Annotated in this window: 9 protein-coding genes, 1 tRNA gene and 1 pseudogene; 3 read left to right on the top strand and 8 right to left on the bottom strand. The window is 60.3% G+C overall.

Annotation, left to right across the window (positions count from 1 at the left end; all coding sequences use genetic code 11):
• Nucleotides 1-51: 51 nt before the first annotated feature.
• Together J7E36_RS08400 and J7E36_RS08405 are read right to left on the bottom strand one after the other, a co-directional pair.
• Nucleotides 52-513, bottom strand: coding sequence for an Lrp/AsnC family transcriptional regulator (locus tag J7E36_RS08400; RefSeq protein WP_215001776.1), 462 nt, complete (start codon nt 511-513; stop codon nt 52-54).
• A 35-nt stretch (nt 514-548) separates the two neighbouring features.
• On the bottom strand, nt 549-2,984 hold the full coding sequence (locus J7E36_RS08405) for a hypothetical protein (protein ID WP_435304162.1): 2,436 nt from the start codon (nt 2,982-2,984) through the stop codon (nt 549-551).
• Between the two features lie 182 nt (nt 2,985-3,166).
• Here J7E36_RS08405 and J7E36_RS08410 point away from each other — a divergent pair, with 182 nt between their 5' ends.
• On the top strand, nt 3,167-3,418 hold the full coding sequence (locus J7E36_RS08410) for a helix-turn-helix transcriptional regulator (protein ID WP_215001778.1): 252 nt from the start codon (nt 3,167-3,169) through the stop codon (nt 3,416-3,418).
• A pseudogene (locus tag J7E36_RS08415) lies at nt 3,418-4,345 on the top strand (HipA domain-containing protein). Before J7E36_RS08410 ends, J7E36_RS08415 begins: the two are co-directional and overlap by 1 nt.
• 70 nt (nt 4,346-4,415) lie before the next feature.
• On the opposite strand, the gene J7E36_RS08420 reads toward J7E36_RS08415, so the two are convergent.
• The 5 genes from J7E36_RS08420 to rpsU all read right to left on the bottom strand — a co-directional run bounded on the left by J7E36_RS08420 (nt 4,416) and on the right by rpsU (nt 12,942).
• Nucleotides 4,416-4,492: transfer RNA gene (locus J7E36_RS08420), tRNA-Ile, on the bottom strand.
• 15 nt (nt 4,493-4,507) lie between these two features.
• Nucleotides 4,508-8,251, bottom strand: a complete 3,744-nt coding sequence (locus J7E36_RS08425; RefSeq protein WP_215001780.1) for a bifunctional diguanylate cyclase/phosphodiesterase — start codon at nt 8,249-8,251, stop codon at nt 4,508-4,510.
• Nucleotides 8,252-8,374: 123 nt separating this feature from the next.
• Nucleotides 8,375-10,222 (bottom strand): RNA polymerase sigma factor RpoD, encoded by a 1,848-nt coding sequence (gene rpoD, locus J7E36_RS08430; RefSeq protein ID WP_215001782.1) that lies wholly within the window; start codon nt 10,220-10,222, stop codon nt 8,375-8,377.
• A gap of 67 nt (nt 10,223-10,289) precedes the next feature.
• Entirely contained in the window at nt 10,290-12,248 is a 1,959-nt protein-coding gene (gene dnaG / locus J7E36_RS08435) for a DNA primase (RefSeq protein WP_215001784.1), read from the bottom strand.
• 478 nt (nt 12,249-12,726) lie between these two features.
• Nucleotides 12,727-12,942: a 30S ribosomal protein S21 gene (gene rpsU, locus J7E36_RS08440; RefSeq protein WP_002551877.1), complete on the bottom strand. Its 216-nt coding sequence runs from the start codon at nt 12,940-12,942 to the stop codon at nt 12,727-12,729.
• 199 nt (nt 12,943-13,141) lie between these two features.
• Between rpsU and tsaD the strand changes: the two genes are divergently transcribed.
• Entirely contained in the window at nt 13,142-14,167 is a 1,026-nt protein-coding gene (gene tsaD / locus J7E36_RS08445; RefSeq protein WP_215001786.1) for a tRNA (adenosine(37)-N6)-threonylcarbamoyltransferase complex transferase subunit TsaD, read from the top strand.
• A gap of 35 nt (nt 14,168-14,202) precedes the next feature.
• Here the strand turns inward: tsaD and plsY are convergent, their stop codons facing one another.
• Entirely contained in the window at nt 14,203-14,772 is a 570-nt protein-coding gene (gene plsY / locus J7E36_RS08450) for a glycerol-3-phosphate 1-O-acyltransferase PlsY (protein ID WP_003177683.1), read from the bottom strand.
• Nucleotides 14,773-14,818 lie beyond the last annotated feature (46 nt).

Genomic DNA, 14,818 nt, shown 5'->3' on the forward strand with positions numbered 1-14,818 from the left:
AGCAGGCTCGCTCCCACAGACGCGCTGATCTGTAGGAGCTAGTCGCAGGTTTCAGACCGGCTGGCCCCGATCGATCTTGCTACTGAGGATGATCGAAGTGGTGGTCTTCTCCACGCCATCCACGCTACCGATCTGGTCCAGTAATTGATCCAGTTGCTCCGGCGAATCCGTGCGCAGCCAGGCGACGTAATCAAACTCGCCACTGACCGCACACAGCTGCTGGACCTGGGCCATGGCGCTCAAGCGCCGTAGCACGTCCTTGCCGGAGCGTGGTTGGACCTTGATGCCGACGTAGGCCTGCAAGCCGCCGTCAATCAGCCGCTGACCCAGCCGCACGCCGTATCCGGTGATGACTTTGGTCTTCTCCAGCCTTGCCAGCCGCGAGGTCACGGTCGTCCGGGCGATGCCCAATTGGCGGGCAAGCATGGCGACGCTTTCCCTGGCATTGATTTGCAGGGCCGCGATCAGTTGGCGGTCGATTTCGTCGAGGACAGGGGGGCGGGTATCAGCCAAGGAGGGCTCCGGCGTGGGCGTTGTTGGCGGACATGTTACAGGTTCTGTCGCTCGAAATAGCCGATGGCGGGCAACGTCAGTGCTCGCCAGGCGGGGGCCAGGTGCGCTTGCGTAGTCCGCAGCCAGAAACCGTCCTGGCACACCAGCTGTTCAACGGGCAGTTTCAGCAAAGCGCCCAAGGATAACGATTGGATCGAACCCTGGTCCTTATCGTCCTCGGCGTCCCAGTCCCGCTCGAAACAGCGTACGTGCAATTGCTCGTTATCGAAGCTTTCAAACTGGGGTCGATTACCCAGCCATTGCGAATGCAGCCGAAGCGTGTGGTCCTGGGTGTCGAGCAACAACAATTGCCAGCCCCGGTAGTTTCCACACTGTTCTGTCACATCCGTCCTCAGGCAGGTCAGGGCCAGATAGCGGCCATCCATCGACCAGATCATCGAGGGCGCCAGGCCGACAATCGCGCAGCCTGATGCCGTCAGCAGATGGCCTCCCAGTCGGGGCGTGTTGGCGCGAAGCCAACTGTCGGCATATTCCGTCTCGCTGCCAAACAACCAGGCGGCATCCTGATCGTCGGGGGCGGGCTGGATGAAGTCACCTTCTGCGATGGCAACTTGCGGGCGATTCACCAGGCGCCAGGGAGGCACGCGGCAAAGCTGTGATTCTGCCACTTGCAGGTCCTCGGTGTTGTAGAACAGCCGGTACTGTTCGTCGGGACGGCAAAATGAAGCATCGGTACCGACCTGCGGCGCGGCCACGTTGAAGCGTTGCAGCGGGTGGCTGTCCAGGTCCTGACCAAGACGCCCGGCAACCACTGCCAGGCTCAGGCGACCGTCACGAAAATCCAGCAGCCGAGCCGCCCACATTGCCGGCCCGCCCAGCAGGCGTTGTTCCTTCACGTCCGCAACCACCGCATGGGTCGCTACCGTTGTTGACCCTTCAGAGGTCAGCAGCGCCAGGTAGCGCCCGCAATCCGAGACCCGATGATCCAACAGCCAGCTTCCTGGTAATCGCCAGTCACCGATCTGACAGCGATAACTACCAAGTCCTTCAGGGTTGTCGCGAAGCCAGATCAGATGAGCGCATACACCGCCCAGCATCGGCTGTGTCTCGATGTACGAATCGCCGCGTCGACCTGAACTGTCCAATGGCATCGCAATGGCCATTCGGGTCAATTGAAACTCGGCGACTTGCGCCCGCCCTTGGGCGTCATGACCGGTCTGGATCTCGGTATCACTGTGAATGCTGTCCAGGCGGTAGCCATACCGACCTGAGCCCGGGCGCGGGTAATCGAGGTACGCCCCGATATGCACATGTTCCGCGTCGAGGCCGAGCAAATCGTGCCAATAGAACGACGGCTCGGCGTCACTTTTCAGCCAGGGCGCGGGCAGCACGCGCCAGCCTTTGTCGATCTGCCATAACCAGTACTGATCGCCGTCGGCATGATCGGCTTGCGCCTGGGCCAGGCACACCAGGCCACGTTGATCGTCGCTCCATATCAACGGTGCATCAGCGGCCATCAGCAGCCCCGATGGCTGCTCATCAACGCTGATGGCATAGCGCGGCGAAAGCAGGGGCGCCAGTGGTTGAGGCAGATCGCGAAAGGTCGGGGGCAACACAATGTTGCCCAGCAGGCAATGTTGGCCGTCCGCAGAGCGACGTTCGAACGTGGGCGCAACACTGTCGCAATGCCAGCCGGGCTCCAGCCAAAGGTCTGCAACGGGGACGAGGTCGATAACGTTGGCCGTCTGTAATGCATCTTCCAATCGGGTTGTGCGGACACCGTTATCCACCAGCGGGCTATGGCGACCGCTCAACCCGTTGAGGTCAAACGTGTCCAACTCCCAGAGGTCACTCTCGGCGCAACGGTACAGCCGGCGTTGCTGGCGATCGAGCACGACCAATCCCCAGCTTTGTCGGGACGGTACGGTTGCGGCGAAATAACGTCCGTCACTCGAGAACATCGATGAGGAACCTAGTCCTTGCAGCAGGACGCCGTCGGGGAACAGATAGTCGCAATATGTGGGACCTCCCATTGCGATTTCGCTGTGGTTGAACACCCGGATCGGCTCGCCCTCAGGCGTCAATTGCGGCTCGCCGCCACCCCAGGCGCTCGGCCCTTTGACAGGGGCGATTACCAGCCCAAGACGCCGCTCCCAGGTGCTGACACACGCCAGCCCACCGATGATCGCGGCGATCGCCGCCAGAATCCCCCACCACTCGGGCAACGCCCTACCGAGGCTGAAACCCAGGCCGAATACCGCGCCAATCATCAAGCGGGCAAGACCTCGAGCCGTTGCCAGGAAGCCCAGGCGCGCCGCAAGCCCCATCAACAGCCCAAAAAACAGCACTGTCGACAAGGCCAGCACAGGAGGCAGTACCGTGACGAAAAAAGCCGGCACCAGCAGGATGCTGAGCTGCCAGAACAAATCGAGGAACAGTCGGGGGAGGCTGGGGGTGGCGATGATGGGAATCTCGGTTAGGGATAGGGATGACAGGCTTGGGGGAGCGAGGCGGCTACCCTCTCAGAAACGCAAAAGCCGCGCAATGTGTGGCTGTGGACGGTCGCGTCTCTGGGAGATGGACGAAATAGATTTGTGCAACCGGATAGTTTTGTTTACGTTACATCCATCTAAATTTGTCGCGTATACCAGACATGGATTATTCTCTCATCACTGTACGGCTTGGTGACCAGCTTCGGCAGCGCCGTCTGAATCGAGGCCTCACGCAGGTCAAGCTTGCCAGTCTGGCTGGTATTACCCGTCAGAAGGTTATTGCCATCGAGAAGGGGGACCTATCGGTAGGCATGGTTGCCTACGCTCGGGTTCTGGCCGCCTTGGACTGCGAACTCTCGGTAATTCCCGCTGCCATGCCCACGCTTGACGAAATCCACGGAGTGTTCGACTGATGACTGCCTTATTGCAAGTGGCAACGCCCGAAGGCAGCAGCGGTAAGCTCCTGGGCGGTGCTGGGCATTATCTGTTTCGTTACCACGAAGAGGCAGCGGCGCAGGCGGCGATCAGTTTGCTGATGCCCGTACGGTTGGATGAGTACCGTCAACCGGACCTGCACCCCATCTTCCAGATGAACTTGCCAGAGGGCTATGTCCTTGAGCAGTTGCGCAACCGCTTAGCCAAAGTAGCCTACGTCGATCCCATCTTGCTGTTGGCCTTATCAGGCAGCAGCTCTCCGATTGGGCGAGTGGCGGTCACCTCAGCGAGCGTCGATGCACTCTTGCGGCGTCAGGAGTTCCCCGGAGAAAAATTGGAGGAAATCCTGGCCTGGGATGGTGCGGAGGACATTTTTGCCGGTTTGGTCGATCGCTACATCTTGCGGGCCGGGATATCGGGTGTGCAGCCGAAGGTGCTGGTGCCCGAGCGTCAGGATTGTGCGCCACAGCGCTTCACCTCGAAAGCCTCAGACCTGATCATCAAAAGCGGTCGTGATGAGTTTGCTATTTGCCATTGTGACGTTGAGCTGCATAGTCGGTAACGGTGATGCTCACCTGAAGAACTTCGGGCTGTTGTATTCCGACCCAACCCAGCGTGACGCACGCTTGGCGCCTGCTTACGATATCGTCAACACAACGGCTTACATCCCCGGGGATGTATTGGCGCTGGATCTGGTTGGAAACAAGTCACTGTTCGCTTCGCGACAAGGCGTGCTGGACTTCGCTCAAGTCTGTGGTATCGCCCAGCCAGAAAAAGTTATCCGCAGTCAATTGCAAGCACTGGAGCAGGTGTTGGCACGATCAACTGAGCTTTGTGAGCAGGCACCTGATGTGGTTGCTGCGATTCGCCACTCGGCGGAGCCGTTTATGAAAACCTTTGGCTGATTCCTTACCTTGAGGCAGCCCAGGGTTTTCCCCTGACATGAAAAAGCCGCGCAATGCGCGGCTTTCAAATTGGTGGGCCCACACGGACTCGAACCGTGGACCAAAGGATTATGAGTCCTCTGCTCTAACCAACTGAGCTATAGGCCCTCAGTAGGTCGCGGATTATAGCGACGGTTTCTCGGCTGTGCTATCCGAAAAATCCGATACGGTCATACGCAGAAACGTTGCGGCGAATTCCTCGGCGCACAGGGGCAGGCTGACGATGTAGCCCTGGATCTGTTCGCAACCTTCTTCGGCCAGGAATTGCTGCTGGGCCGGGGTTTCGACGCCCTCGGCGATGATGGTGAATTGCATGCTCCGACCCAGGGCGATGATTGCCCGCACGATGGCCGCGTCGTGGGGGTCGTCGGGCAGGCCGCGGACGAACGATTGGTCGATCTTGAGGATGTCCAACGGCAGGCGCTTGAGGTAGCTGAGGGAGGAGTAGCCGGTGCCGAAGTCGTCGATGGCCAGTTGCACGCCAAGCTTTTTAAGTTGGTGCAGCACCATCAGGGCTTCTTCGGCCTGGCTCATGATGAAATTTTCGGTAATTTCCAGTTGCAATAGACCGGGTTCGAGCTGGTTCTCCCGCAGCAGTTGTTCGATGCGCCCCAACAGGTTGGGTTGGCGCAACTGGGCACCGGCCAGGTTGACTGAGAGTGGGCCGAGGCTTTCGTAGGTGCTGTTCCATTCGCACAGTTGCCGGCAGGCGCGCTCCAGTACCCAGTCGCCGATTTGCAGGATCATGCCGTTTTCTTCGGCCAGGGGAATGAAGTGTTCCGGTGGCACGTCGCCAAACGTCGGGTGGTACCAGCGGATCAGCGCCTCGGCGCCCACCAGGCGATTGTCGGCGAGGCTGATTTTCGGTTGGAAGGACAGTGACAACTCGTTGCGCTCGATCGCTCGCCGCAGTTCATGCTCCAGGGCTACGCGCTCGCTGGCTTGGGCAGTGAGGTCGCGGGTGTAACTTTCCACCCGGTTGCGGCCCTTGGCCTTGGAGCGGTACATCGCTGCGTCGGCATTTTTGACCAGCGTGGCAACGTCGCAGCCGTCCTGTGGGTAAAGGCTGGTGCCGATGCTGGCACTGATGAAGAACTCATGTTCACCGGCCTGGAACGGTGCGGCAAAACAGTTCAACAGTTTCAGGGCAATGTGCTCGGCATCGCTGGGCTGCTGCAGGCCGGGCAGCAGGATGATGAACTCATCACCGCCCAGGCGTGCCACGGTGTCGATATCGCGCAGTTGCTCACGCAGGCGCACGGCAATGCCTTTGAGCAGCAGGTCGCCGACCGGATGCCCGAGGCTGTCGTTGATGTGCTTGAAGCGATCCAGGTCCAGGAACAGCACCGCACCCTGTCCACCGTTTTCCTGCTGGTTGTTCAAGGCCGTCAGCAGGCGGCTTTCGAACAAGGTGCGATTCGGCAGGCCGGTAAGCGGGTCATGGTGAGCCTGGTAGTCCAGCCGGGCCTGGGCATGCTTGAGGCTGGAGATGTCGGCAAATACGGCGACGAAATGGGTGATCTGTTGATCCCGATTGCGCACGGCGCTGATGGTCAACCAACTGGGGTACAACTCGCCATTCTTGCGCCGATTGGAAATCTCTCCCTGCCAGTGCCCCTCTGCCGTTAGCTGGTGCCACATCGCGGCGTAGAACGCGCTGTCATGCAGGCCGGAAGCCAGCAGGCGCGGCGTATGGCCCAGGGCTTCGGTTTCGCTGTAGCCGGTGATCTCGGTGAAGGCGCGGTTCACGGCGCTGATGTGTTGCTGCGTATCGGTGATCAACACGCCTTCGGCCGTGCTCTCGAACACGGTGGCGGCCTGTTGTAACTTTTCCTGCATCAGATGGCGTTCGGTGATATCGCGGGCGATGGTCAGCATGCAGTCTTCGTTGCCGATCGGCAGGGGGCGACTGGACACCTCGCAGAGCCGGATCTGCCCGTCGTTGCGGCGGATATGGCAGCTGAAATCCCGCACGAAACCGTCTCGCTGCAGCAGGTCGAGCATCCGTTTGCGTTCATTGAGGTTGACCCAGATACCCAGGTCCAGGGTCGAGCGATCCACCGACAAGGCGCTGTTGAAGCCGGTGATGCGACTGAACCCTTCGTTGACTTCAATCAGCAGGCCGTCGCTTTGCCGAGACAGCAACAGGCCATCCGGTGACGCGTGAAAAGCCTTGGCAAACTTCTCTTCGGAGGTTTGCAGTTGCTGTTGGGTCTCCTTGAGCTTGCTGATGTCGCGCACCACCACGACCAAGGCCGGCGTGGTATCGAGGTCAAACGGTTCGGCGGAGATGAGCCCGGTAAACACTTGGCCGTTGCTGCGGCGAAAAGGCATCTCCAGATTACGAATGCTGCCGGCCTGCAGGCGCTGCAGCAGACCTGGCCCCACTTCCTGGACGCCCCAGATGTCCAGGTCGGTCGCGGTCTGGCCCACCACTTCGGCTGCCCTCAGGCCAATCTGCTCTTCAAAAGCGGTATTGACCTCCAGCAGGCAGCCGTCCTGCAGGCGCGCGATCACCAGGATGTCCGGGCACTGGCGGAATACCGAAGCGAACTTCTGCTCCGAGAGGCGCAGTGCTTCTTCGATACGCTTGGCTTCGCTGATGTCGATCATCAACCCGCGCATCACGGGCTCATGCCCGTGCTCGATCAGGCTGACGATGTCGCGCACCCACAGGCAGCGACCGTCTGCCGTGAGCACGCGATAATCGATGCAATGATCACGGCCGGCGAGCAGCTCTTCATTGCAATAGGTCTCGGCGCGGGTCAGATCCGCCGGATGAATAATGTTGCGCCAGAACCCCGGGATCAGCCAATGGCCGAGAGGGTAGCCGAGTAGTTCTTCGGCATGAGGCGACACGTAGCTGTAGGTGAAATCACTGACGCTCGCCTCCCAGGCAATGGCCGACAGGCTTTCCACCAAACCACGGTAATGGTATTCGCTGCTGCGCAGCTCCTGTTCCAGTTCGACCCGGCGGGCGATTTCCGAGCTGAGGCGACGGTTGATGCGAATCACCACCGCCAGGATACCGACCAGAAGGAGCAGCGCAGGCAGGCCGTACACCACCAGGTCGGACCAGAACTGCCGATAGTCATGCACGTTGCCGACCCATTTTCCCTGGATTTCACTGATTTCGGTCGGGCTCATGTCCGCCAGGACCTTATCCAGGATGCCCACCAGGATTTTGTCATTTCGTGGGACACCCATTGCCAGTTGATAGCGATAAGGTGTTTCCCCACTGACGTAGAGCCCTTCGAGCTTGAGCTGGCGCAGGCTCCAGACACTGGAGGCCAGATCGCCCACCACTGCGTCCACCTCATCGGTTGCCAGCGCTTGCAGGGCTGAACTGACGTTGGGCAGCGCCACCAGGTTCAGGTCGGGATGCTGATTGCGCAGCAGTTCGTGGGGGGCGTAGTTCTCCACTACAGCGATTTTCAGGCCATACAGGTCGTTGAGGTCATGAGGCTGGGCGCCGCCATGATGGGCCAGGATGACGATGGGAAAGTCCAGGTAGGGACGGGTAAACGCCAGGTAGTTCTGGCGTTCGGGGGTGGACATGATGCCCGGCAGGAGGTCGATCTTGCCCTGGACGGCTTGCTCAAGCACCGCAGTCCAGCTAACCGGCTCGATGGGTGTGAGCTTGACGGCCAGTCGTTCACGGATGATATCGACATAGTCGGCGGCCAGGCCCTGATAGCGGCCTTGATCGTCGCGAAACTCAAACGGCGGCCAGGAAGCATCGACGCCCAGGCGCAGATCGGGGTGGCCCTTGAGCCAGCGGAGCTCCTCGTCGGTGAGCGTCAACGCGCCAGCTGCTGCGGTCCAGGTCATCAATGACAGCAAAAGCGCGGCCGTCAGTCTGGGCATCACTGTCTCGTCATGGCTTGGGGACGATGTTTCGAGTGTAGACGGGCAACAGGGCGGGGAGGGGATAACGCAGGTTTTTATCGGTACATAACAAAACCCCCGGCAGGGCCGGGGGTTTGAAGGTCACTCGTCGAGGAAGGAGCGCAGATGCTCGCTTCGCGTCGGGTGGCGCAGTTTGCGCAACGCCTTGGCTTCGATCTGACGAATCCGCTCACGGGTCACATCGAACTGCTTACCGACTTCCTCGAGAGTGTGGTCGGTATTCATGTCGATGCCGAAGCGCATGCGCAGCACCTTGGCTTCACGAGCAGTGAGGCCGGAGAGCACTTCGCGAGTCGCTTCCTTGAGGCTCTCAACGGTGGCGACATCGATCGGAGACTGCATGGTGGAGTCTTCGATGAAGTCACCCAGATGGGAGTCTTCATCATCACCGATCGGCGTTTCCATGGAGATCGGCTCTTTGGCGATCTTCAGTACCTTGCGGATCTTGTCCTCAGGCATTTCCATGCGTTCGCCCAGCTCTTCCGGGGTCGGTTCACGGCCCATTTCCTGCAGCATCTGCCGGGAAATACGGTTGAGCTTGTTGATCGTCTCGATCATGTGCACCGGAATACGGATGGTGCGGGCCTGGTCGGCAATCGAGCGAGTGATCGCCTGACGGATCCACCAGGTGGCATAGGTCGAGAACTTGTAGCCGCGACGGTATTCGAACTTGTCCACCGCCTTCATCAGGCCGATGTTGCCTTCCTGGATCAGGTCGAGGAACTGCAGACCGCGGTTGGTGTACTTCTTGGCGATGGAGATCACCAGACGCAAGTTCGCCTCGACCATCTCTTTCTTCGCGCGGCGGGCCTTGGCCTCACCGATCGACATGCGACGGTTGATGTCCTTGATCTCGGCAATGCTCAGGCCGGTCTCGGTTTCCAGCGCACTCAGCTTCTGCTGGCAACGAACGATGTCCGGTTGCAGGCGGGCAATGGCTTCAGCATATTTGCTCTTGCCCTTGGCCAATGCATCGGTCCAGCTTTCGTCGACTTCGTGGCCAGGGAACTGACGCAGGAAATCGGCGCGCGGCATGCGAGCATCACGCACGCACAGCTGCATGATCGCGCGCTCTTGCTGACGCAGGCGATCCAGGGCACTGCGAACACGCTCGACCAGGCCTTCGAATTGCTTCGGCACCAGCTTGATCGGCATGAACAGCTCGGCCAGTGCCAACAGCTCGGCAATGGCCTGCTTGTTGTTGCGGCCGTGCTTCTTCAGCGCCTTGCGAGTGATTTCCATCTGATCGGCCACAGCGCCGAAACGCTGCGCGGCGATGACCGGATCCGGACCACTTTCGGCTTCTTCCTCGTCGTCGCTCGCTTCGGCGTCGTCGTCATCGGTGTCGTCGTCGGCCTTGGCGGCTTTCGCATCGATCGGCGGCGGCACTTCGGCGGCAGGCGGCGCAATGCCGTCGTCCGGGTCGATGTAGCCGCTCAGGACGTCGGACAGGCGACCGCCTTCGGTGGTGACGCGGGTGTACTCGGAGAGAATATGGTCAACCGTGCCAGGGAAGTGCGCGATTGCGCCCATCACTTCACGGATGCCCTCTTCAATACGCTTGGCGATTTCGATTTCGCCTTCACGCGTGAGAAGTTCTACCGTACCCATTTCACGCATGTACATGCGCACGGGGTCGGTGGTGCGACCAATGTCGGTCTCGACCGCCGCCAACGCTGCGGCCGCTTCTTCAGCGGCCGCCTCGTCGGTATCGGCGTCGGCCAGCATAAGGGCATCCTTATCTGGCGCAACCTCGAATACGTTGATCCCCATGTCGTTGATCATGCGGATGATGTCTTCCACCTGTTCCGGATCTGAAATATCCTCCGGCAGGTGGTCGTTGACCTCCGCGTAAGTCAGGTAGCCCTGCTCACGACCCAATAGGATCAACTCTTTGATACGAGACTGCTGTTGCGCTTTTCCGGACATAACACCCTATCCACTGAAGGTCTTGGCGGGCAAAAAACAAGCCGAGGATTATACCTGAGCTGTGACCTCACGCGCCAGTTGAGGTCGGGTTTGATGCGCAAACATTGCGGCTGAGTAAGTCGCGCAATTGGTTTTTCTCTTCGCTGCTCAGCTCGCTCTGGCGGGCTTTTCGCAGAAGTTGTTCCAGGTTTCGCTCGCGTTGGCGGGCGGACAAGCTAGTAATGGTGTCGAAAAACTGTTGTTCAAGGTTGTCTCCTTCAATCAGCCATTCCTTCTCGGCCAGGGCCTTTAGCAGGCGTCCCTGCTCGGTGCCATGCCACCTCGCGATCAGCTGGAAAGAGTTTAGCTTGGGGTTCTTCTGCACGGCTTCAAGGAGCGCGACCAGCAATTGCGTCGTGCTGTGGTCCTCGGCGGCGAAGTGCCCGGCGTCCTCGACTTTTCCAGCCAGTTGCGGGTGATGCAGCAAGGTGCGCAAGGCGGCCAGTGTTGGTGGTTCGACGGCGGCCGGCACGCGCGGGGCACGTGGCTGGTCGCGATCACCGCGCTTGCCGTTCTTGTCCCAGGGTTTCTTGTCCCATTTCTTGCCGCCGCTGCCGGGCTTTTTCGGCGTCCACTCCTGCTGGGGTGCGTAATCTTGCTGAGGTTGATGATAGTCGGCGAAATCCGGCATCGCGTCGTAGTCGATGCCCGGGTCGTAGGCCGGCGGTGCCTCTTGAGGAGCGCTGTGGACCAGTTGATTGACGGCTTCGCTGTTGAGTCCGGTGATTTCGGTCAGCCGCTGGCGCATGAGCGTGCGCAGGTTGGCCCCGGGCACTTTGTCGATCAACGGCGCCGCGAGGGTGGCCATATGGGCCTTGCCTTCGAGGGAGCGTGGATCGGCCTCTTCGGTCAGCTGTTGGAAAAAATAGTCCGCCAGCGGTTGGGCGTGCTGGTTGATCCGCGCACGGAATGCATCCGTGCCTTCAGAACGCACCAGGGTATCCGGGTCCTCGCCTTCGGGCAGGAATAGAAAACGTGCGCGCCGCCCGTCCTGCAGGCACGGCAACGTGGCCTCCAATGCGCGCCAGGCGGCATTGCGGCCGGCCTGGTCGCCGTCAAAGCAGAACAATACGCTGGGCACGACGCGAAACAGGCGCTTCATGTGTTCTTCGCTGGTGGCCGTGCCCAGGGTTGCAACGGCGTTGCGCAGGCCCTGCTGGGCCAAGGCGATGACGTCCATGTAGCCTTCGACGACGATGATTTCGTCGAGGTTGCGGTTGTTCTTGCGCGCCTCGTAAAGCCCGTAGAGTTCCTGGCCTTTATGGAAGACCGGTGTTTCCGGGGAGTTCAGGTATTTCGGCTTGTCGTCGCCGAGTACCCGGCCACCAAAAGCGATGATTCGCCCGCGCGTGTCACGGATCGGAAACATTACCCGGTCGCGGAAGCGGTCGTAACGCTTGCCGGTCTCGGCGTTTTCGATCAGCAGGCCGGCGTCGATCATGGCGCGTTGTTGCAGCGTGTCGCTGCTCAGGTGCTTGTACAGATTATCCCAGCCGGGCGGGGCGAAACCGAGGCCGAAGTCCCGGGCGATTTCGCCGGTCAGGCCGCGGCCCTTGAGGTAATCCACCGCAGCCTTGCGCGCCGGATGACTCTTAAGCGCTTGGCGATAAAAGTCGGCCGCCGCCGTCAGTAGCGGATAGAGCGGCGAATCGGTCGGTTGGCGGGGCTTGTGTTGCCGACCGCTTTCCTCGCGAGGGATTTCCATGCCCGCAGCTTTGGCCAGCTCTTCGACGGCCTGGGGAAAGTCCAGGTTGTCGTGGTCCATCAGGAAGCCGAGGGCATTGCCACCGGCGCCACAGCCGAAGCAATAGTAGAACTGCTTGTCGGGGCTGACGCTGAAGGACGGGGTTTTCTCTTTGTGGAACGGGCAGCAGGCCGTGTAGTTCTTGCCCGCTTTCTTCATTTGCAGGCGAGAGCTGACCACGTCGACGATGTCGGTGCGGTTCAGGAGGTCGTCAATAAAGCTCTGGGGAATCAGCCCGGCCATGGCGTTCTCATCATCACTGCGCGAAATAAGGTCCCGAAATCAGCAGGCGTAACCGGCGCTTGGTTTGAGGCACGGCAATCGGTGGCTCGACCGGGTCGTCTGCATCATCGCTATTGGGAAGTGTATCTGCCGGAAATCCACTGACGTTAATGCGATCAGTACCCGACTGTTTGAATATGTTTGTGCTGAGTCCGATAATGGCCGGTCAGGCCTCGGATAGCTCATGAAGCGGGCACGCAAGCAGGTGCCTTGGGCTGATCGTCGTTAGAGGAATCAGGGTGTGCTCGTCAGTAGCCTTGGAAGGCTCGTCAGAAAAGACGTGCACCGCTGGCAAAAGAGCCAGGTCTGACGTGGCGAAACAGGTTGTCTTGGTCGCGTCTGCGGCTTTGACGGTGAAGCATCAAGCGTTATTCCGCAAATGCCATAAGCCCGGCTTGAAGGCCGGGCTTGGCAGAAGCTTGCTACGGACGTCTGTGTATTAGTACAGACGTACGGCGCGGCGCTGTTCGCGCTGAACTTTCTTGGCGTGACGCTTAACAGCGGCTGCTGCTTTGCGCTTACGCTCAGAAGTCGGCTTCTCGTAGAATTCGCGGCTACGAACTTCAGCCAGAACACCGGCTTTTTCGCAGGAGCGCTTGAAACGACGCAGAGCTACGTCGAAGGGTTCGTTCTCTTTTACTTTGACGGCTGGCATCCAGAGCTACCTTCATTCATTACCGGGGTCAACATCCTCGCGGCAAAAGAGCACTTGAAGACGTCGGTTTTTAAGGGTTGCGGATGTTAACCCCTCAACGCTCGGAATGCAAAGCCTCTGATCGAAAACCGCTGGTCGGGGCACAACGCGGCGACTATTATGCGCGCCTTCGAATTCAGCCGCTACAAGGCGCAAACCCATGCTAGTACTGGGACTGGAAACCTCCTGCGACGAAACTGGTGTCGCTCTATACGACAGTGAGCGCGGCCTGCTGGCCGATGCGCTGTTCAGCCAGATCGACCTGCACCGTGCCTACGGTGGGGTCGTACCCGAGCTTGCGTCCCGCGATCACGTCAAGCGCATGCTGCCCTTGATCCGTCAGGTCCTGGCCGAAGCCGATTGTGTGCCGACCGAGATCGACGCCATCGCCTACACCGCCGGGCCGGGCCTGGTGGGCGCATTGCTGGTGGGCGCTTCCTGCGCCCAGGCGCTGGCCTTTGCCTGGGGCATTCCGGCTCTGGGTGTGCACCACATGGAAGGCCACCTGCTGGCGCCAATGCTGGAGGCACAACCGCCGGAGTTTCCGTTCGTCGCTTTGTTGGTGTCAGGCGGACATACGCAGCTCATTCGGGTCGATGGCATCGGCCAATACGAATTGCTCGGCGAAACCCTAGACGATGCCGCCGGTGAAGCTTTTGACAAGACCGCAAAAATGATGGGTCTCAATTACCCCGGTGGGCCGGAAATTTCGCGCCTGGCAGTCCACGGGGCTGAAGGACGTTTCGTGTTTCCGCGTCCGATGTGCGACCGACCTGGCCTGGATTTCAGTTTCAGCGGCCTGAAAACCTTCGCCCTGAACACTTGGCAGCAGTGTGTCAGCGCTGGTGACGACAGCGAGCAAGCCCGTTGCGACATCTCGCTGGCGTTCCAGCAGGCCGTGGTGGAGACTTTGACCATCAAGTGCAAGCGTGCCCTGAAGCAGGCCGGGCTCAAGCGCCTGGTGATCGCCGGTGGCGTGAGCGCGAACAAGGCGCTGCGCACATCATTGGAGAAAATGCTCGGCGACATGAAAGGCGACGTTTACTACGCCCGACCGGAGTTCTGCACCGATAACGGCGCGATGATTGCCTTTGCCGGCTGCCAGCGCTTGCAGGTCGGACAGAAGGAAAGCCTGGCGATCAGTGTGCAGGCGCGTTGGCCCATGGAGCAGCTGTCGCCATTGTGAGGCGCATGAGGGTTTGTGCGAAAAGTCGCCAAAGTCTAGAAATGCCGTTCGCGCCCGGCAAACAGGTCGCGTAGATTGCCCCGGTGGCGCCAGACGATCAGCGCAACCAGCGCGGTCATCGGCAGCAAGGCAGCCGGCTCCTGCCAGGCCAGCAGGGGCAGGGTCAACGGCGTGGCGATCAGCGCGGCCAGTGAGCTGGTGCGGGTCAGGTAGAACGTCAGCAGCCAGGCGCAGACGGCCAGAAGGGCAGCGGGCGGATACAGGCCCAGCAGCATGCCGGCGGCGGTGGCGACGCCCTTGCCGCCACGAAAGCGAAAGTACAGCGGGAACAGATGACCGATGACGGCGCAGACGCCGATCCAGGCCTGTTGCTGCAAGGACAGCCCTGCAAGGCTGGCGATCAACACCGGCACAAGGCCTTTGCAGAGGTCGCCCAGCAGGGTCAGGACAGCAAGTTTGCGTCCGGCCAGGCGCAGCATGTTGGTGGCGCCGGCATTGCCCGATCCACTCATTCGCGGATCCGGACGACCGGTCAGGCGGCTGAGCAAAATGGCAAAGGACAGCGAGCCAAGCAGGTAGGCGAGAATCGCCAGTAACCAAAACATGCTAACTATTCCGGGCGAGGACGCCCTGATTCTAACGGCGCATTGC

Source organism: Pseudomonas fluorescens (assembly GCF_018614775.1).
GTDB lineage: Bacteria > Pseudomonadota > Gammaproteobacteria > Pseudomonadales > Pseudomonadaceae > Aquipseudomonas > Aquipseudomonas fluorescens_BY.

What these genes read in the sequence shown, in the direction of transcription:
- rpsU (WP_002551877.1), bottom strand. Translation starts at nt 12,942, where the DNA reads ATGCCAGCCGTCAAAGTAAAAGAGAACGAACCCTTCGACGTAGCTCTG.
- plsY (WP_003177683.1), bottom strand. Translation starts at nt 14,772, where the DNA reads ATGTTTTGGTTACTGGCGATTCTCGCCTACCTGCTTGGCTCGCTGTCC.
- J7E36_RS08410 (WP_215001778.1), top strand. Translation starts at nt 3,167, where the DNA reads ATGGATTATTCTCTCATCACTGTACGGCTTGGTGACCAGCTTCGGCAG.
- J7E36_RS08425 (WP_215001780.1), bottom strand. Translation starts at nt 8,251, where the DNA reads ATGCCCAGACTGACGGCCGCGCTTTTGCTGTCATTGATGACCTGGACC.
- dnaG (WP_215001784.1), bottom strand. Translation starts at nt 12,248, where the DNA reads ATGGCCGGGCTGATTCCCCAGAGCTTTATTGACGACCTCCTGAACCGC.
- rpoD (WP_215001782.1), bottom strand. Translation starts at nt 10,222, where the DNA reads ATGTCCGGAAAAGCGCAACAGCAGTCTCGTATCAAAGAGTTGATCCTA.
- tsaD (WP_215001786.1), top strand. Translation starts at nt 13,142, where the DNA reads ATGCTAGTACTGGGACTGGAAACCTCCTGCGACGAAACTGGTGTCGCT.